Source organism: Bradyrhizobium sp. HKCCYLRH3099, from assembly GCF_051167855.1.
Taxonomy (GTDB): domain Bacteria; phylum Pseudomonadota; class Alphaproteobacteria; order Rhizobiales; family Xanthobacteraceae; genus Bradyrhizobium.
Genome location: NZ_JBNPTW010000002.1, coordinates 57,763 through 74,957 on the forward strand (window position 1 = coordinate 57,763; position 17,195 = coordinate 74,957).

The 17,195-nt window shown below is 65.8% G+C and carries 23 protein-coding genes; 7 read left to right on the top strand and 16 right to left on the bottom strand.

Annotation, left to right across the window (positions count from 1 at the left end; all coding sequences use genetic code 11):
• The first annotated feature begins 47 nt into the window (after positions 1–47).
• Together ACQR1Y_RS05525 and ACQR1Y_RS05530 are read left to right on the top strand one after the other, a co-directional pair.
• Positions 48–290, top strand: coding sequence for a hypothetical protein (locus tag ACQR1Y_RS05525; protein ID WP_434862360.1), 243 nt, complete (start codon positions 48–50; stop codon positions 288–290).
• Positions 291–308: 18 nt separating this feature from the next.
• Positions 309–1,532 (top strand): lytic murein transglycosylase, encoded by a 1,224-nt coding sequence (locus ACQR1Y_RS05530; RefSeq protein ID WP_434879564.1) that lies wholly within the window; start codon positions 309–311, stop codon positions 1,530–1,532.
• Positions 1,533–1,613: 81 nt separating this feature from the next.
• Here the strand turns inward: ACQR1Y_RS05530 and ACQR1Y_RS05535 are convergent, their stop codons facing one another.
• The 3 genes from ACQR1Y_RS05535 to ACQR1Y_RS05545 all read right to left on the bottom strand — a co-directional run bounded on the left by ACQR1Y_RS05535 (position 1,614) and on the right by ACQR1Y_RS05545 (position 2,823).
• Positions 1,614–1,895, bottom strand: a complete 282-nt coding sequence (locus tag ACQR1Y_RS05535; protein ID WP_006615582.1) for a hypothetical protein — start codon at positions 1,893–1,895, stop codon at positions 1,614–1,616.
• Positions 1,896–2,112: 217 nt separating this feature from the next.
• Entirely contained in the window at positions 2,113–2,454 is a 342-nt protein-coding gene (locus ACQR1Y_RS05540) for a hypothetical protein (protein WP_434862361.1), read from the bottom strand.
• An 18-nt stretch (positions 2,455–2,472) separates the two neighbouring features.
• A complete protein-coding gene (locus tag ACQR1Y_RS05545; RefSeq protein ID WP_434862362.1) occupies positions 2,473–2,823 on the bottom strand; it encodes a hypothetical protein in 351 nt (116 codons plus the stop codon).
• Between the two features lie 256 nt (positions 2,824–3,079).
• Between ACQR1Y_RS05545 and ACQR1Y_RS05550 the strand changes: the two genes are divergently transcribed.
• Both ACQR1Y_RS05550 and bfr read left to right on the top strand, forming a co-directional pair.
• Complete coding sequence (locus ACQR1Y_RS05550; protein ID WP_434862363.1) at positions 3,080–3,364, top strand: (2Fe-2S)-binding protein; 285 nt, start codon at positions 3,080–3,082, stop codon at positions 3,362–3,364.
• A gap of 119 nt (positions 3,365–3,483) precedes the next feature.
• Positions 3,484–3,969 (top strand): bacterioferritin, encoded by a 486-nt coding sequence (gene bfr, locus ACQR1Y_RS05555; protein WP_315717837.1) that lies wholly within the window; start codon positions 3,484–3,486, stop codon positions 3,967–3,969.
• Between the two features lie 96 nt (positions 3,970–4,065).
• On the opposite strand, the gene ACQR1Y_RS05560 is transcribed toward bfr, so the two are convergent.
• The 7 genes from ACQR1Y_RS05560 to ACQR1Y_RS05590 all read right to left on the bottom strand — a co-directional run bounded on the left by ACQR1Y_RS05560 (position 4,066) and on the right by ACQR1Y_RS05590 (position 11,220).
• On the bottom strand, positions 4,066–4,377 hold the full coding sequence (locus tag ACQR1Y_RS05560; protein ID WP_434879524.1) for a DUF3240 family protein: 312 nt from the start codon (positions 4,375–4,377) through the stop codon (positions 4,066–4,068).
• Positions 4,374–7,451: an efflux RND transporter permease subunit gene (locus ACQR1Y_RS05565; protein WP_434879523.1), complete on the bottom strand. Its 3,078-nt coding sequence runs from the start codon at positions 7,449–7,451 to the stop codon at positions 4,374–4,376. The genes ACQR1Y_RS05560 and ACQR1Y_RS05565 overlap by 4 nt, the downstream gene beginning before the upstream one ends.
• The gene (locus tag ACQR1Y_RS05570; RefSeq protein WP_434879563.1) at positions 7,448–8,569 is read right to left on the bottom strand and encodes an efflux RND transporter periplasmic adaptor subunit; all 1,122 of its coding nucleotides are present in this window, start codon (positions 8,567–8,569) and stop codon (positions 7,448–7,450) included. Before ACQR1Y_RS05570 ends, ACQR1Y_RS05565 begins: the two co-directional genes overlap by 4 nt.
• 130 nt (positions 8,570–8,699) lie before the next feature.
• Complete coding sequence (locus ACQR1Y_RS05575; protein ID WP_434862367.1) at positions 8,700–9,305, bottom strand: pyridoxamine 5'-phosphate oxidase family protein; 606 nt, start codon at positions 9,303–9,305, stop codon at positions 8,700–8,702.
• A gap of 16 nt (positions 9,306–9,321) precedes the next feature.
• A complete protein-coding gene (locus tag ACQR1Y_RS05580) occupies positions 9,322–9,750 on the bottom strand; it encodes a DoxX family protein (RefSeq protein ID WP_434879522.1) in 429 nt (142 codons plus the stop codon).
• A 36-nt stretch (positions 9,751–9,786) separates the two neighbouring features.
• Positions 9,787–10,140, bottom strand: coding sequence for a hypothetical protein (locus ACQR1Y_RS05585; protein ID WP_434862369.1), 354 nt, complete (start codon positions 10,138–10,140; stop codon positions 9,787–9,789).
• Positions 10,141–10,158: 18 nt separating this feature from the next.
• On the bottom strand, positions 10,159–11,220 hold the full coding sequence (locus tag ACQR1Y_RS05590) for an alpha/beta fold hydrolase (protein ID WP_434879521.1): 1,062 nt from the start codon (positions 11,218–11,220) through the stop codon (positions 10,159–10,161).
• A 92-nt stretch (positions 11,221–11,312) separates the two neighbouring features.
• Between ACQR1Y_RS05590 and ACQR1Y_RS05595 the strand changes: the two genes are divergently transcribed.
• Positions 11,313–11,585 carry a DUF2277 domain-containing protein gene (locus ACQR1Y_RS05595; RefSeq protein ID WP_434879520.1) on the top strand — a complete coding sequence of 91 codons (273 nt, stop codon included), beginning with the start codon at positions 11,313–11,315 and terminating at the stop codon, positions 11,583–11,585.
• A gap of 30 nt (positions 11,586–11,615) precedes the next feature.
• Here the strand turns inward: ACQR1Y_RS05595 and ACQR1Y_RS05600 are convergent, their stop codons facing one another.
• The 3 genes from ACQR1Y_RS05600 to ACQR1Y_RS05610 all read right to left on the bottom strand — a co-directional run bounded on the left by ACQR1Y_RS05600 (position 11,616) and on the right by ACQR1Y_RS05610 (position 13,111).
• Positions 11,616–12,158: a collagen-like protein gene (locus tag ACQR1Y_RS05600; protein WP_434879519.1), complete on the bottom strand. Its 543-nt coding sequence runs from the start codon at positions 12,156–12,158 to the stop codon at positions 11,616–11,618.
• 161 nt (positions 12,159–12,319) lie between these two features.
• Positions 12,320–12,589, bottom strand: a complete 270-nt coding sequence (locus ACQR1Y_RS05605; RefSeq protein WP_434862373.1) for a helix-turn-helix domain-containing protein — start codon at positions 12,587–12,589, stop codon at positions 12,320–12,322.
• A gap of 267 nt (positions 12,590–12,856) precedes the next feature.
• Positions 12,857–13,111 (bottom strand): hypothetical protein, encoded by a 255-nt coding sequence (locus ACQR1Y_RS05610; protein WP_434879518.1) that lies wholly within the window; start codon positions 13,109–13,111, stop codon positions 12,857–12,859.
• A gap of 320 nt (positions 13,112–13,431) precedes the next feature.
• On the opposite strand from ACQR1Y_RS05610, the gene ACQR1Y_RS05615 reads away from it, so the two are divergent.
• Positions 13,432–13,872, top strand: coding sequence for a hypothetical protein (locus tag ACQR1Y_RS05615; RefSeq protein ID WP_434862375.1), 441 nt, complete (start codon positions 13,432–13,434; stop codon positions 13,870–13,872).
• 1,126 nt (positions 13,873–14,998) lie between these two features.
• Here ACQR1Y_RS05615 and ACQR1Y_RS05620 read toward each other — a convergent pair.
• Positions 14,999–15,502, bottom strand: coding sequence for a mismatch-specific DNA-glycosylase (locus tag ACQR1Y_RS05620; RefSeq protein WP_434879517.1), 504 nt, complete (start codon positions 15,500–15,502; stop codon positions 14,999–15,001).
• A gap of 106 nt (positions 15,503–15,608) precedes the next feature.
• On the opposite strand from ACQR1Y_RS05620, the gene ACQR1Y_RS05625 reads away from it, so the two are divergent.
• Positions 15,609–16,229, top strand: a complete 621-nt coding sequence (locus ACQR1Y_RS05625) for a glutathione S-transferase family protein (RefSeq protein WP_434879516.1) — start codon at positions 15,609–15,611, stop codon at positions 16,227–16,229.
• Between the two features lie 160 nt (positions 16,230–16,389).
• Here the strand turns inward: ACQR1Y_RS05625 and ACQR1Y_RS05630 are convergent, their stop codons facing one another.
• Positions 16,390–16,659, bottom strand: a complete 270-nt coding sequence (locus ACQR1Y_RS05630; protein ID WP_434862378.1) for a hypothetical protein — start codon at positions 16,657–16,659, stop codon at positions 16,390–16,392.
• A gap of 234 nt (positions 16,660–16,893) precedes the next feature.
• Positions 16,894–17,151 (bottom strand): hypothetical protein, encoded by a 258-nt coding sequence (locus tag ACQR1Y_RS05635; RefSeq protein ID WP_434879515.1) that lies wholly within the window; start codon positions 17,149–17,151, stop codon positions 16,894–16,896.
• Between the last annotated feature and the right edge of the window lie 44 nt (positions 17,152–17,195).

Consider the following 17,195-nt stretch of genomic DNA (forward strand, 5'->3'; position numbering starts at 1 on the left):
GCAAGTAGGTTGTTCACATTCTGTTCGCGGTGTGGTAGGCTTATGCCATGACCGAAGTGGAAAACATCGTCCTTGAACATCTGCGTCTTATCCGCGGGACGCTCGATTTGCTTCGCGAGGATGTCCGCGAGGTGAAGCAGCGCGTCGGTGGACTTGAGCGCGAAGTTGCCCACGTTCACGTTGAGCTCGGGCAGGTTCACGTTCGGATCGCCGAGCTTTCGGAGCGCGTTGATCGTGTTGGGGGACGTTTGGAGCGTGTAGAGAAGCGCCTCGAATTGACAGAAGCTTAGGCGGACGCCGCAGTGTTGTTGCGCACGCTCGTGGCTTTGCTTCTGCTCGCAGTTTCACCGTTCCTATCGGTCGCGTACGCCGCCGACCCCGCCTTCACGCAATTCGTCGCCTCGCTCTGGCCAGAGGCCAAGGAGCAGGGCGTGTCGCGGACAACGTTCGAACGCGAGACGCAGGGGCTGGAGCCCGACTACAAGCTCCCCGACCTGCTGCTGCCCGGCCGCCCCGCGACCGGCGCGCCGGCGCAGGCCGAGTTCGTGCAGGTCCCCGCCGACTACATCAAGGAAGCCTCGATCGCGCGGCTGGCCGCGCATGGCCAGCAACTGATCCAGCAATATCGTCCGGTGCTCGCCGAGATCGAGCGCCGCTTTGGCGTGCCCGGGCCGATCGTGCTCGCGATCTGGGGCCGCGAGACGGATTTCGGCCGTTACGCGCTGCCCTATGACGCGCTGCGCGTACTGGCGACGCAGGCCTATGTCGGCCGCCGCAAGGACCAGTACCGCACCGAGTTCATCATGGCGCTGAAGATGCTGAGCGACGGCGTGGTGTCGCGCCGCGATCTCAGAGCGTCATGGGGCGGTGCCGTCGGCCTGACCCAGTTCTTGCCGTCGGAGTACTACAAGCACGGCGTCGACCTCGACGGCGACGGCAAGGTCGATCTCTGGCGGTCGGTTCCCGATGCGCTGGGCTCCGCCGCGCAGCAGCTCGCCAACAAGGGCTGGCAACGCGGCGTGCGCTGGGCCTATGAGGTCAAGCCGCCGGCCAATGTCGACTGCACCATGGGCGTGCCCGAGGTGAAGAAGCCGATCGCGGATTGGCTGCGCGCGGGCTTCGTTCCCGTGCGAGGCCAGCGGCTCGGCGCGGCCGAGCAGCAGCAGCCTGCCTCGCTGCTGCAGCCTGAGGGCATCTACGGCCCGGCGTTCCTGACGACGGCGAACTACTTCGTCATCAAGGAATACAATTTCTCCGATTTGTATGTGCTGTTCGTCGGCCACCTCGCCGATCGCATGACCAGCCCCGCCGCCTTCGCGACGCCCTGGGCGGCCTCGAAGCAGCTGCGCAGCAGGGATGTCGAGGCGATGCAGAAGGGGCTGACGCGGCTCGGCCTCTATGGCGACAAGCTGGACGGCAAGGCCGGCATGCAGACACGCGCCGCGCTGGGCGCCTTTCAGAAGAGGGCGGGCCTGAAGCTGGATTGCTGGCCGAGCGCATCGGTCCTGCAGGCAATCGAGGCCGCGCGGTAGCGTGCCGACGATTTGCGCGAGTCCGGCAGCAAAAAGCCCGGCCTCGCGGCCGGGCTTTTCGAAGAGCAATCGTCGTCTGGCTCAGTAGCAGACGCGAACCGGGCGCGACACCCAGCCGTAGCCGTCCCAATAGCGCTCACGGCGCCACACGCACGGCGGCGGGGCCGGCGGAGGGGCTTCGACATAGACCGGACCGCCATAGGCCGGACGGCTGGAGGCAATCGCGCCACCGATCAGCGCGCCGCCGATCAGACCAGCCGCAACGCCCGCGCCGACGTCGCCGGCCTTCGCAGCCGGTGCAGTGACGCTCAGCGAACCTGCGATAGTCGCAACCGCGAGCACCGCGGTCAGGATCTTCTTCATGTTCCAAGATCTCCTGGAGAGCGCCCTCGGGGAGCGCCGGGTTGGTGATTCACGCACGATCAGGGCCATCAGCATCGCTGAGAAAACACGATAATCCGTCAACCCTTCGTAAACTCTGTCCGACCTGATGCGACGGAAAAACGGTTTTTTCTGGCCCTGCGGACAGCGGATTTTGCGTTTTCCGCCGCCGCTTCATGGAATTAATGTTGGTGAACGATCACTCGCACACGCGGACGCGGCGGATGCGCCAGCCATAACCATCCCAGAAGCGCTGGCGTTGCCAGTAGCAGGCGTAGCCGGGATCGGCCACATAGGCAGGGCCGCCTCCGTAATACGAGTATCCCGGGCCGTAGGAGTAGCCAGGGGAGTAGGAGTACCCGGGGCCGTAGTAATAGGGATTGCTGCCGGCGGCGATCGCACCACCAATGAGCGCACCACCGATCAGGCCCGCTGCCACGCCGGCGGCAACGCGACCATTACGCGCTTCGGCCGGAGCAGGCGCCAGCGCTGCGCTCGACAGGGTCGCGACGGCGGCCAGGGCCGCGAGAGTCTTCTTCATGACCTTACCTCTTTCACTTCAGGTCGGCAGATGGCGCATCGGGTGATGCGGCACGTTTTCACATCCCGCTTGAATGATCAATGAACGGGCTCGTCCCATTGGACGACCCATAGACAGGATACGTTCAAATGCTGCATTGCACAAAATTTTCCTGCGGCTCGGACCAGTCATGACGCCGGCGATGGCTATCGCCGTGGCCGTTGGGCTGACATCGGCCTTGTGCTGGGTACTGCTGGTCAGATCCGATCGCCAGCAACCGCGCCGGCGCCGGTCATCTGACACCGCGACCTCCGACACGGCGACCTCATCGACCTCCGGCCAGGGCTTCAGCCTCGCCAGCTGGTTTTCGAATACCTCGGTCGACGCCATGGGCAACCCGATGGACAGCGGCGGCGATGGGGGAGGAAGCGATGGAGGTGGCGGGGACGGAGGAGGCGGCGACTAAGACCGCCGATGATCGCGAGCTTCAATTGCTGACGACTTTGATCTGCAGCAACGTCCTACTCTGAAATCATTCTAGGTTGCACGACAGATTGGAATAGCTTCAAAAGCGCGGTTTTCCCTTTGCGCGGGTAGCTGCGGATGACTATCGATAGCGGACCAAACGACGATTGGCCGGTTTCTCATGATTGTTTGTTCCTGCAACGTCATCAGCGATCACGACATCCGCAAGGCTGTGACCTCCTCGGACGAATTGCCGCGGAGCCCCAAGCAGGTCTATGGCTGCCTTGGCTGCAGCGCGGAATGCGGACGCTGTGCGCGTACGATCAAGACGATCATCGATGAAGCCCTGGGTCCCTGTGCGCGTGCGTGCCAGAGCGGCTGCCAGCATGCCCATCAGCATGCGCAAGCGCCGGTGCAGGCCGTCGAGGACGACCTCCAGAGCCGGTTCGCCCTCGCCGCCTGCTGACCGCCGCTGCCCTCCCGCGCGTCGCTCTCCGCCCGAAAAATGCACATGAACGGGGGTCGTCTCCGCACTTCGAACCTGTTATTGAGCGCCTGCGGCCTCAAACTTTTCGGAGCTTATCTATGCAGGGCGACCCCAAGGTCATTGAATATCTCAACAAGGGATTGCGCAGCGAACTGACTGCCATCAACCAATATTGGCTGCACTATCGCCTGCTGAACAACTGGGGCCTTCTCGACATGGCGAAGGTCTGGCGCAAGGAATCCATCGAGGAGATGGAGCACGCCGACAAGTTCACCGACCGCATCCTTTTCCTCGACGGATTCCCGAACATGCAGGTGCTCGATCCCTTGCGCATCGGCCAGAACGTCAAGGAGATCATCGAGTGCGATCTCGCCGCCGAGATCGGCGCGCGGACGCTGTATCAGGAAGCTGCGACCTACTGCCATGGCGTGAAGGACTACGTCTCGCGCGACCTGTTCGAGCAGCTGATGAAGGACGAGGAGCATCACATCGATTTCCTCGAGACTCAGCTCGACCTCATCAACCGCATCGGCCTCGAGCTCTACACCCAGAAGCACGTCGGCGGGCTCGAGAGCGAGCACTGACGGTCACGGCCAGACGGCGTCTCTCCTGCGGAACACGGTCGGTTCAGGGCTTCGTAACTTGCCCCGGATCGACCGCCTCCGCGACATTGCAGGCGCTCAGTCGATGATGCCGAATGCGATGACGGGCACGGCCCAATAGACCAGCTGTGTTCCCGCAAACGCGCTTCCGAGCCGCTGCAGCAGCCGCTCGAGATCCTTCTCCTGAAGTACGATCTGCACGACAATCTCGTTGGCATGTCCCTGGACTCGTTCCGAGGGGCTGCGCAGCCGGGCGCGCGCGCCATGGCCGGCGGCCTCCGACGCGGTAAAGCCCGTGACCAGATCAGTCTGCTCTGCGAGATGATCGAGCACCTCCGCACGAAGCCCCTGCGGCACGATCAACGTGAGGCAGACGGCTTGGCCGGTCATGTCGCCTCCTTGGCGCTTGCGCCGTAGCGGCGGTACAGGATCGGCAGCAGGATCAGCGTGAGCAGCGTGGACGACAGCAAGCCGCCGATCACCACGATCGCGAGCGGACGCTGCACCTCCGACCCCGGACCGGATGCGAACAGCAGCGGGATCAAGCCGAGCGCGGTGATGCTCGCGGTCATCAGCACCGGCCGCAGTCGGCGCCGCGCGCCGTCGATCACGATGCGCTGCTCCGACAGCCCGTGGGCGCGCAGCTGGTTGAAATAGGACACCAGGACCACGCCGTTCAACACGGCAATTCCGAGCAGTGCGATGAAGCCGACCGATGCAGGCACCGACAGATATTCGCCGGTCGACACCAGCGCGAAGACGCCGCCGATCAGGGCGAATGGGATGTTGACGAGCACCAGCAGAGCCTGACGCACGGAGCCGAACGTCGTGAACAGCAGCACGAAGATCAGACCGATCGCGACCGGCACGACGATCGCGAGCCGCGCGGCGGCGCGTTGCTGATTCTCGAACTGGCCGCCCCAGGTCAGCCGATATCCCGCTGGCAGCGGCAGTTCGGCTGCAACCCTCTGCTGGGCGGCCTGTACGAAGCCGACCATGTCGCGTCCCCGGACATTGCTGCGCACCACGCTCATGCGGTTGCCGTCCTCGCGGTCGATCTTCACCGGGCCATCGACCCGCTGGATGCGCGCCACTTGAGAGAGCGCGACATGCTGGCCCGATGCCAGCGTCAGCGGGAGCGATGCCAGCATCGTCGGCGCCTGCCGCGTGATCTCGCCGCCACGAACCAGGATCGGCGTCCGGCGTCCCTCCTCGAGCGCGGTGCCGATCGTTCGGCCTTCGATCTGCGTGCGCAGCGAGGCGGCGATGGAGTCCACCGTCAGTCCAAGGCGGCCAGCCTCCATCCGGTTGACGGCGATCGTGTAGTACTGCGCCCCCTCGTTCAACGTCGTGTAGACGTCCTGCGAGCCCTCGACCTCGGACAGGATGGATGAGAGCTTTGCGGCGATCTCGTTCAGCTTACCGATATCAGGCCCGAAGATCTTGACCGCGACGTCGCCGCGAACGCCGCTGATCATTTCCTGCACGCGCATGTCGATCGGCTGCGTGAAGCTGAGCGAGACGCCGGGGAAGCCGCTCAGGACCTCGCGCAGCTTGTGCAGCAGCGCGTCGCGATCCGTGCTTTGCCTCTGTTCCGCCGGCTTGAGCACGAGAAAGGTATCGGTCTGGTTCGGTCCCATCGGATCGAGACCGAGTTCGTCGGAGCCGGTGCGCGCGATGATGCCGGCGACATCTGGCACCTTCATCAGGGCCGTCTGCAGTCGGGCGTTGATGGCAAGCGATTCGTCGAGATTGACGGACGGAAGCGTTTCGACGCTGACGATGATGTCGCCTTCGTCCATCGTCGGCATGAAGGTCTTGCCGAGCTGAGCGTAGCCGTATCCGGCGGCGATGAGGGCGGCGAGCGCGGCAACAATGACCTTGCGTTCGTTGCGGAGCGCCCATTCCAATGCCGGCGCATAGATGCGTTGCGCGGCCCGGATCAGCCACGGATCCTCGTGCGACGCGGATGTGACGACGAAGGAGGTCGCGACCGGAAGCACCGTCAGCGCGAGCAGCAGCGACGCGGCGAGCGCGAAGATGATGGCGAGCGCGACCGGGATGAAGAGCTTGCCCTCCAGCCCCTGCAGCGTCAGCAGCGGGACGAAGACGATGATGATGATCAGGACGCCGGAGGCGACCGGCTGCAGGACCTCGCAGACGGAACGGTAGACGATGTGGACGAGCGGCGTCGTGCTCGCGCGGTCGTGCTTGCCGAGATTGCCGACGATGTTCTCGACCACGACGACCAACGCGTCGATCAGCATGCCGATCGCGATCGCGAGACCGCCGAGACTCATCAGGTTGGCGGACATGCCGACGGCCCACATCACGATCAGCGCGATCATGATCGCGAGCGGCAGGCTGAGCGCGATCACCAGCGACGCCCGCCAATTGCCGAGGAACAGCAGCAGCAGCACGACGACCAGCACAGTCGCCTCGGCGAGCGCCCGGACGACCGTGCCGACGGCGCGGTTGACCAGCCGGCTGCGGTCGTAGAACACGTTGATGCTGACGCTCGCGGGCAGCGTGGGCTTCAGCTGCTCCAGCCGGGCGCGGACATCGCGGACCAGTTGTCCGGCATTGGCGCCGCGCAGGCCCAGCACCAGCCCCTCGACCGTTTCGCCCTTGCCGTCGATCGTCACCGCACCATAGCGGGTGAGGGCGCCGATCTTGACGCGGGCGACGTCGCTGACCCGGATCGGGATGCCGTCGCGTGTGTCGACCACGATGGCCTTGATGTCGTCGATGCCGCGGATGCTGCCTTCGATGCGGACCAGCGCGCTGTCCTCGCCCTGGTTGACGCGTCCCGCGCCGTCGTTGCGGCTGTTGGCTTCGATGGCCTTGCGGAACAGTTCCGAGGAGATGCCGCGCGCTGCCAGCGCATCATTGCGCGGCACGATCTCGAACGCGCGGACATAGCCGCCGAGCGAATTGACGTCGGCCACGCCCGGCACGGTGCGCAGCGCCGGCCTGATCACCCAGTCGAGCAGAGTCCGTCGCTCCGCAAGCGACAGGTCGGGACTGTCGATCGTGAACATGAACATCTCGCCCAGCGGGCTCGTGATCGGCGCGAGGCCGCCGCTCACGCCTTCCGGGAAGTCGCGCGAAACATTCGACAGTCGCTCCGAGACCTGATTGCGTGCCCAATAGATATCGGTGCCATCCTCGAAATCGACGGTGATGTCGGCGAGAGCGTACTTCGTCGCCGATCGCAAAATCTTCTTGTTCGGCAGCCCGAGCAGTTCCAGTTCGATCGGCACGGTGATGCGCTGCTCGACCTCTTCGGGCGTGAGCCCGGGCGCCTTCATGATGATCTTCACCTGCACAGGCGAGACGTCGGGAAAGGCGTCGATTGGAAGGCTCGGCAGCACCACGGCGCCCGCGCCGATCACCAGCAGTGTGCTCAGCAGGACGAACAGCCGCTGCGACAGCGCGAAAGCGACCAGGCGCTCCAGCATCATTGTCCCAGCCGCGCGAGAATGCCGCGCAGCGCGGAGATGCCGCCGGTGGCGATGTCGTCCTTGTCGGTGATGGGCCCGGAGATGACGACGTGATCCTGGTCCTCGGCGAGCAGCGTCACCGCGACGAGGCGGAAGCCGCCCTGCGTGGCGACGAACACCGAGGCCTGGTCGCCGCGGCGGACGAGACCGCTATAGGGAATTTCCCAGGCGCTCTCGCCGGCAGAGATGAAGCCGATGCGCGCGGCCGCCATCTGGCCGGGATGCAGCTCGCCGTTGTTCGGAATTTCAGCGCGCACCAGGATGGTCTGCGTCGCCGCGTCCGTCGTCTCGGACACCAGGATCACCTGACCAGGCGTCGGGTAGCCGTCGATGTCGACCCTGGCGCCGGTCTTGATGGCGCCGATGCTGGTGGCAGGTATCGCGATCTCCGCCCACAGCGGCGACAGCCGTGCGAGCTTCACCAGCGAGGCGGCCTGCTCGAGGCGCTGGCCCGGCGACACCGTGATCTCGACAACCGACGCCGCGCGCGGCGCGGTCACGGTGAGCGTCGTGCTGATCGCGGCCTCGTTGGACAGCCGCGAGATCGCCTCGTCTGACAGCCCGCTGAGATGCAGCATCTGCCGCCGCTCGGCGACCACGATGCTGGCCTGTCGTGCCTCGGCCTGACTCGACTCCAGAACGCGCTGCGGGATGGCCTTGCCGTCATATAGATCCGCGTTGCGCTTGAGTTGCTGAACCGCGAGCACCTCCTGCGCCAGCGCATGCAGATAGTCCCGCTGCAGCGATACGAAGCTCGGGCTTTCCATCGTCAGCAGCGGCTGGCCGACCGCCACGCGATCGCCGCGGGCGACGGCGAGATTGGTGATCATGCCCGACACCGGCGCACTGACGACCCAGAGCTGCGGTGTCGGAATGACGAGCTGCGCGGGGTAGGGAAGCGTCTTGTCGAGCCGGCTCGAGATCGGATGCGTGACACGGACGCCGAGATTCTGCGCCTGCTCCGGCGTGAGTTTCAGCTCCTCATCGGCCGCCGCCGCGCCCGCGATGGCCGACAGCGCGAGCGCCAGGAGGGCGCGCGCGAGGGGCGCTGCAGTCGATCGAACAAAACGCCCGGTCATGGTGATGAGGAAGCTTGATGCGATGACGCGCTTCATACCCAACTTCCTCTCGCTCCGCACCTGCACAGCTGCGTGAGCACGGTGGTTTACTTGACTGATCGCGACTGCAAATGAGTAGCAGCAGCGGAACTCACAGCTGCTCGCGCCAACGCGCATCGATCACGTCCTGAGCCTCCGGCGCGCCGAGCTTGGTCTGATCATAGATGATGTCGCTGATGCTCGGCATCGCCGAGCGCGGGACCTTCGCATCCGGCGACCAGAGCTTCGCGCGCATGATCGCCTTGCCGCAATGGAAGTAGACCTCTTGCACGGTGATCACGAGCGCCGCGCGTGGCGGCTTGCCGAACTCTTCGAGCTGCGCCAGCAGATCGGGATCGGTCGACAGCGCGGCCGTGCCGCCGACGCGAAGGGTCTCGTTGAGGCCTGGCACGAAGAAGATCAGTTGCACCTGGCCTGAGCCTTCCGTCAAATTGCGCAGGCTGTCGATGCGGTTGTTGCCGGGACGGTCCGGCAGCAGCAGGCGCTGGTCGCCGTCGATCTGGACGAAGCCGGGATGACCGCCGCGCGGCGAGGCATCGACGCTGCCGTCGAGGCCGGAGGTGGCCATCACGCAGAACGGCGACATCGCGATGAACGTCCGGCTGTGGACGTCGAGCCCGGGGCGCACCTTCGCGAGCACGCGCTCATGAGGCTTCGGATAGATCGCTGCGAGATCGTTATCGGCTGGGGCGCTCACGGCTCGGCTCCTCGAATTATTTCACGTGATCAGGTGGACGGCGCCAGGGCCAATCGATGATGCCGGCGCTGTACAGCGCCCACCACACCAGCACGGGCTGGAACGCCAGCCGCGGGCCGTGATAGAGCCAGCTGCTGCCGAGCAACGGCAGGTCGATCGCCTCGAACGCATGCTTGAAGTTCGCGGGCCACACGCAGATCGCGTAAGCCGCGAGTCCGATCCCCGCCCAGCGCCGCATCGGTGTCGTCACCAGCGCGGCCGCGCCCGCGAGTTCGCAGAGGCCCGTGAGCAGAATGACCTGCGGGGCGAACGGCACGAAGGACGGCGTGATCCGCAGGAACGGCTCGGGGATCGCCAGATGCGCGATGCCGGCCGCCGCGTAGAATGCCGCCATGAGCCAGCGCATCACGGCGCGGCGCCGATCGTCGCGCGGTGCCTCCGTCATCTCGCTGTCCCAAGCGCTGACCTCGCTGCGTTCATGTCACACGGCATCCGCCGGAACGAAGCAGCTGATGATGATGTCGCCGCGATGGTGGACGTACCACACCACCGCCTCGCCGATCGGATTGCCGCGGTCGCGGATGATGGCGCGCTCGGGCACGGCCATCCAGCGGCCCTCGATCGGCACCCAATAGGTGCCGTCGCGGACGTCGTAGGTGGTCCGGTGGCCGTCGGAGACATCGCAGCAAGGGACGCCGTTGGGCGCGATCACGCTCTTGAACCAGGCGCGGATGTCCGGGGGCACGTTCTCGAACTGACCGTTGTCGACGGCGAGCGCGACGGGCGCGGAGGCGAGCGCCCCGAGCATCAGAACGGCCAGAACGATTCCGCGCATTCGAGGCTCCTTCCCCCGCTACATGCCGCGCTGCGGCGCCGTCGCGAGCAACTCGCGCAGCGCCTCGACGTAGAATTTGGCAAAGCCGGTGGTGAGATGGCCGCGGGTCTCCGCCGACGCCGGGATCAGCAGTACCTTGCCGTTGGCGACGCGTTTCATGGCGTCCGCGGTAACGCCGGTCTCCGGCGGATTGCGTTCGTCATCGGCCGAGTTGATCAGCAGCACGGTCGCCTTGATCTTGTCGAGATCGGCCGACGGATTGTAGTCCTGCGACGAGCCCCACTGATAGAGGAAGTCGTTCGCATCGGTGGGAATGGGCGTGCCGAGGCGCTCCTCGACCAGCTTGTCGGCCTTGGCCGCCGTGGGCGCTGCCACCTGATAGGCGATCGTGCCGCCGGCGGTCGCGGTGCCATAGGCCGTGACGGCGTATTTCATCATCCGCGGCTGGGTCGTGTAGTTGCCGCCATTGTAGTCGGGATCGTTGCGGATCGTCTCCAGCATGATCCGCCGCAGCATCCAGTTGCGCGCCGCCATCTCCGTCGGCTGCGAGGCCATCGGCACGGCGATGTCCATGAACTCCGGATAGCGCGTCGCCCACACCCAGCTGTGCATGCCGCCCATCGAATTGCCGATGATCATCCTGACATGCTTGATGCCGAGCCCCTCGGTCAGCAGCCGGTGCTGGGCATCGACCATGTCGGCATAGTTATAGGCCGGGAATTTGGTCTTCATCCCATCCGACGGCTTCGACGATTTTCCGTGGCCGATGCTGTCGGGGATGATGATGTAGTATTTGCTCGCGTCGAGCGGCTGGTCCTTGCCGAACAATTCGCCGGCGAAGGTCTGCCCCAGCATGCTGGCCCCGGAGCCGCCGGTGCCGTGCAGCACCAGCACGGGCTGCCCCGTGGGCTCGCCGACGGTCGTGTAGTGCAGTTTCAGCTCCGGCAGCGTCTCGCCGGTGTGAAACTTGAAATCCTTGATGACGACGTCGCCCTGCTTCGGGGCGGGATAGTCGGCGGCGCGGGCCGGCGCGCAAAAGACGATGACGACGGCAAAGACGGCGGCAAGCGATCGAACCATACATTCCCCCTGATCCTGTGCGACTCTTCCGGCCGCCTCGGGGGCATGATAGCACGGTCCTCGACGTCGTTCAGCACCGGAATCCACCCGCCATGTGCCGCAACATCAAGACGCTGTTCAATTTCGAGCCACCGGCCACGGAGGCTGAAATCCAGGCCTCGGCGCTGCAGTTCGTGCGCAAGCTCTCAGGCTTCAACACGCCGTCGCAGGCCAACGAGGCCGCCTTCGCAACCGCGGTCGAGGACGTCGCCAGCGCGGCGCGGCGGCTCTTGACCTCGCTGCACACCCAGGCTCCGCCGCGCGACCGCGAAATCGAGGCGGCCAAGGCGCGGGAGCGGTCGGCGGCGCGGTTCGGACCGCGCTGAGCCGGCGGGCGCCACAGCAGGGCGAGCGCCTCAGAACTCGTCGTCCTGATCCTCGCGCGCGGCGGCCTTCTTGCCGTGCTTCTTGTTTTTCTTGCCCTTCTTCTTTTTCTTCTTCTTGGGAACGTCGATCTCGTGCGGATCGTCGTCCTCGAACGCCTCTTCCAGCGCCTCGTCGTGCTCGGTCGAAGCGAAGATGTCGCGCACGGCGATCAGCTGCGCGTCGCGCTCATGCGCCTCGCGATCCCGGTTGCGCTTGTAGTCGTCATAGGCGGCGAAAATCTGCTCGAGCCAGGGCATCAGCTGATCGATCGTCGGCAAGGTGCCGGGCGGCCCCTGTTCACCGCGAGGGCCTTGGTCTCCACGGGGGCCTTGCGGTCCTTCGGGACCCGGCTTGCCCGGCGGACCTTGTTCGCCGCGTGGGCCTTGTGGACCAGGTTTGCCCTGAGCTCCCGGCTTGCCGTCGGGGCCGGGCTTGCCGCGCTGACCATCCGGTCCGCGCCGTCCGGGCTGCCCTTGCGGGCCACGTGGACCCACGGGGCCCTGCAGGCCGCGTCCGGCCGGATTCCTTGCCACTACCGCAACTCCGCTACCAAGCTCTGATTCGCGGCAAAGCCTAACAGAGCCGTGATGATCGCAGCAATTGCAGGAGGGCTGCGAGGCCGACTGATCAACATCAATCGGCGACGCATCCTGATGAGTTCCACACGATGGGATATCGGGCGGTCGCCGTTGGATCAGGCCGTATAGGCGGGCACCGCGATGCCGTCGGCCGTGTAGCTGCGGATCTTGTTGCGCAGGGTGCGTACGGGCATGCCGAGCAGCCTTGCGGCGTGGGTGCGATTGCCATTGCAGCGCGCCAAGGTCTGGACGATGAGCTCGCGCTCGATCTCCGACAAGGGCGTGCCGATCAACAGCGGCAGAACCTCCGCAGCCGATGGCGACGGCGGCATGACGAGGGGTACGAGTGAGGGACTTGCGGTATCGGCTGACAACTCTTGCGACATAACTCCTCCCGATCAACGCCCGCGCCGACGCTCGAGACGACGCGAAAACATCGAGACCAACTAAACATCCAGCCCGTAAATCACCGTGGTCGGACAAGGTTAACGGGGCCTTAACACGGGGGCGCAGCGAGCCAACCGGCCCGAAATACCCCGAAAGTGCCATTGTTTCGCTGGGGTCTCGACCCATTTCGCCACAACGCGGCGCAAAAGGGGCGCGGGACGGAGCAGGCCACGCCGCTCCGTCCCGCATCGATCGGGAACGTTGTGTCAGAACTTGCAGTGGCCGTGGCGGAGCAGATGCTCCTTCATCGCCAGCGCCTCGATCACGGTCGGCACCTTGGTGCTGACGCTCTGATAGTTGCCCGGCCACGGCGTGGTCGGCACGCCATTGTCCCACACCTGGCAGAAGCCGGTGTCGCTCCAGCGGATCAGGTGATAGGGCGCGGCGCTCGCAGGCGTCGCAGCGGAGAGAGCGGCGCCGGCAATAGCGGCAGTGGCACACAGCAGCGAAATGCGGGTCATCAGGAAGGCTCCTCAAATGGCTAAGTGAATGCGGGGCTCCGGCGGCGCCTGCGGCTTGCCGGAGCCGGGCCGGGCGCTTGGCCCGGACACCCCCTTCAGTGTCGTTCGTCATGGAACCGGTTCAATCCTGCATCGCTGCGGCGAGGGCGGCATTTCGACCACACTTGCGGCCTCGCATGCGCATGGCCGCGTAAAGGGCTAAATTCGGCCCGATCGATTCGCTTGGTGGGGCGCGATCGCCGCGCGCGGCCACCGAAATACCGCACCTTCGCGCATCTCATAATCACGCTGCAAAGCTCACTTCGCTGGAGACTTCATTCATGAAAATTGCATCCTCGCTTCGCGGTCTGCTGGTGGCGCTGACGGCCGCTTGCGGCGCCGTCATTCCCGCCACCGCGCATGCGGATGGCGGCTTCATCACGCTGACCATCTACAAGGCGGGATGGATCATCGGCGGCTCCGGCGGCAGCGGCGTGCTGAACTTCCACGGCCGCGCCTATCCGCTTTCGACCGGCGGCATCGACTACGGCCTCGTGTTCGGCGGCTCCCGCACGGTGCTGCGCGGCCGCGTCAGCAACATCTGGCGCCCGTCGGATGTCGAGGGCGTCTACGGCGCCGCCGGCGCCGGCCTCGCCGTCGGCCGCGGCGTCCGCGGCATCGTGCTGACCAACCAGAAGGGCGCGGTGCTGGAGCTGTCCGGCGAGCAGGTCGGCCTGCTGGCGAATGTCGACCTGTCGGGGCTCGCGATCACGATCAGGTAGGGAGGTCATTGGTGATCGGTGCCGGAAAAAGAGCATCGCCGCCGCTACTAACAACCGCTGTCATCGCCCGGCTTGACCGGGCGATCCAGTACGCCGCGGCTCATCGGCTCAATCACAACCGCCTCTGGAATACTGGATCGCCTGCCTGCGCGGGCGATGACAGTGTTTCCTGAGTTGGCCGCGCGGCGCATCATCGATCTCCTGCTCACGACTCCACTTTCTCGCCGCACATTGTGCGCGAGATCTGCGTTTGTGAGCGCCCCATCGAAACCCGAGAGGGGCAGGGAAGACCGGGAGCTCGCCGCTCCCATGGTCCGCGTGCAACAAGAAAAGCACGCGGCAGAACCACAGGCTCGGCTGGGACATCCCGGCCTTCCCTGCGCGCATGGTTTGACGGCTTATACGTGGTCTCCCTGGTGCGCCGGGCTTGTTGGCCACCATGACGGACGCGCTGCCTTCGCATCGCCGCCCGCGTGATACCAGCATCGGGGTATCAGGACATCACGACTTCGCCGTACGTGACGACCGGCGCTCGTCCGGCGCAGCCCTCACGTCCACCGCGGCCCACCTCCACGTATCGTGACGACGCGTACGTCCCTCTGCATGAGGCGGGTTGAGAGAGAGATAATCATGATTTCGGAAAATAAGCAAGAAATATTTTCGGCAAAGACGAATACGCCTTGAGAGGGCCGAGTGCCTGCCGCGTCGGCGGTGAGCTCCCCTCCCCCTTGCGGGGAGGGGTTGGGGGGTGGGGGTCCGCGGGCGATGAGTTTCGTTTGAGGCAGGCCGGTCCAGGTGATCTGAAATCACCGGACAGACTTCTCGTGGGGACCCCCACCCCCGACCCCTCCCCGCAAGGGGGAGGGGAGTGGAGAGACCGGCGCCGTGGAGATGTTCTCGACTAAGGGAAGACGGCACGGTCTCACCAGCCCTGTGAGCAAGATGGGCATGCAGTCCACACTGCTAGGGTGGGCAAAGGCGCGCCCGTGACCCTCATTGTCTGCTGTGCTCCGTCACGCGCCGTGCCCGCCGTCGCGCTGCTGAGTGCGCCGATGCATGGTGGGCACGCCACCGCCCTGCGGGCGATTGCTTTGTCCACCCTACCGATCATCACTGGCGCCGCGTGTTAGGCCGTCTTCAGCACATGCTCCGCCAGCTCCAACCATGGCTGCAGCGTCCACGCACCCGACGCGGCTCCCGACGGCGAAGACAGCACGAACACGGTCGGAAAATCCTCCTGCTCCAGCTGCCGCCCCAGCGCGATCGCGCCGGTCGGCCGGCCGTAGAACAGGCTCGCGGCCTTCTTGCTGGTGAAGGCCACCGTCGCCGGCCGGTACTGCCTGATCTTCACTGTGAAGCCCGCGACATCGACGCCGGCCTTCAGCGCGACATGGTCCATGCCCGCGCCCTGCTTGCAGAGATCGGTGAAGCCAATGCCGAGCTGACGCAGCGTGGGATACTCCTCCGGCTGGTACAGCCGCGGCGTGAGCCCTGTCGCATGCAGCGTGCGCCAGAAGCGGTTGCCGGGATGCGCGTAGTAGTGCCCGGTCGCGGCCGAGCGCTCGCTCGCGGCGGTGCCGGCGAAGACGAGGCGCAGGCCGGGCTGAAGCTGGTCGGGCAGGCGGTCCATGGCGCCTTGTGCATTATTGCTGGCCTCGCAACAAGCTGTTGCGAGAGCGCTGCATTGTTGCCGCGGCGGCCGTGGTCTAGGTCAGGCGCAACACAGGGAGCCCAGCATGTCGCAACGTCGTCTGTATCAATTCACCCTCTCCGGCCACTCGCATCGCGCCAAGCTGATGCTGCATCTGCTCGGGCTCGACTGCGACTATGTCGATGTCGACCTCAAGGGCGGCGCGCACAAGCGGCCGGATTATCTCGCGCTCAATGCGTTCGGGCAGGTGCCGGTGCTGGTCGACGGCGACGCCGTGATCCCCGATTCCAACGCGATCCTGGTCTATCTCGCGAACCGCTACGACGCCTCCGGCCGCTGGCTGCCGCGCGATCCGCTCGTGCAGGCGCAGGTGCAGCGCTGGCTGTCGGCGGCGGCGGGACCGCTCGCCTTCGGCGCCGCGGCGGCGCGGATCGCGACCCTGTTCGGCGCGCCGACCGACATGGAAAGCGCGCACCAGCTTGCCAACGGCCTGTTCGCTGTCATGGAGCAGGAGCTCGGCCGCCGGCCCTGGCTCGCCGGTGATGCGCCGACCATCGCCGATATCGCGCTCTACAGCTACACCGCGCATGCGCCGGAAGGCGGCGTCTCGCTCACACCCTATCCGAATGTGACCGCCTGGCTGGGGCGGATCACGGAACTACCCGGCTTCGTCGCGATGCCGGCGAGCCGGGTCGCCGCCGCCTGACGCCGCGGGGATGCACACTGCCGCGTCGCCGTCCTTCGAGACGCACGCCTGCGGCGTGCTCCTCAGGACGAGGCCTTGGCAGCAGGCCGATATCAGACCCTCATGGTGAGGAGCGCCGCTTGCGGCGCGTCTCGAACCATGAGGCCAGGGGGGAGGCGGCTTACAGGAAGCAGCGGCGCTCGTCGCGCAGCTTGAGCTGGATGTTGGTGGCCTCGACGAAGGTCGGCACCGGCTTGGAGACGATCTTGTAGGTCGACGGCCATTCCACCGGCTTCGACTGCAACTCGGTGTTCCAGATCTGGCAGATGCCGGTGTTGTCCCAGCGGATCACGTAGTAGCCGCTCTTCGGTGCGGGCGCAGCGAAGGCAGGCGTGGCGATCGAGGCGGCGGCGAGGGCCGCGGCGGCAGCGAGAGTGGTCAAGCGACGCATCGTCAATCTCCTCAAACGAACGACAGCGGCCCGCGGTGGCGGGCTGACGAAGGCGAGCGCGCGGCTGGCCTTGGGCGAAAGTGGTGCGACAAAAGGGCGCGTCGCGCAAGCCGCGACGTGGCGCCGTTCACAGCGATCTCGGCGATGTGACGATGGGGTGTCGTCATGATGGAGGAGGCGTGGGACGCGCGCCTCCCGGCGTGCAGATGCGGGGCTGCTCGCCGTCGCGCGGCCTCAGAGCGTGCACCGCCCCTGGCGCCTCAGCTTCACCTGCAGCGTGACCGCGTCGTTGAAGGTCGGCACGACGCGGCTGATCACCTGGTAGCGCGACGGCCACTGCACCGGCCTGAACGTGAACGCCTCGCTCCAAACCTGGCAGATGCCGGTGTTGTCCCAGCGCAGGATGTAATAGCCGGCGCGGGCCGGGGTGGCGGCCATCACGGCCGCGGCGGCAAGGCCAGATGCAATACAGATTGTGGTGAAACGACGCATCGACAAACTCCGGCAACAAATCGGCCCCTCCCTTGGGGCGCGGC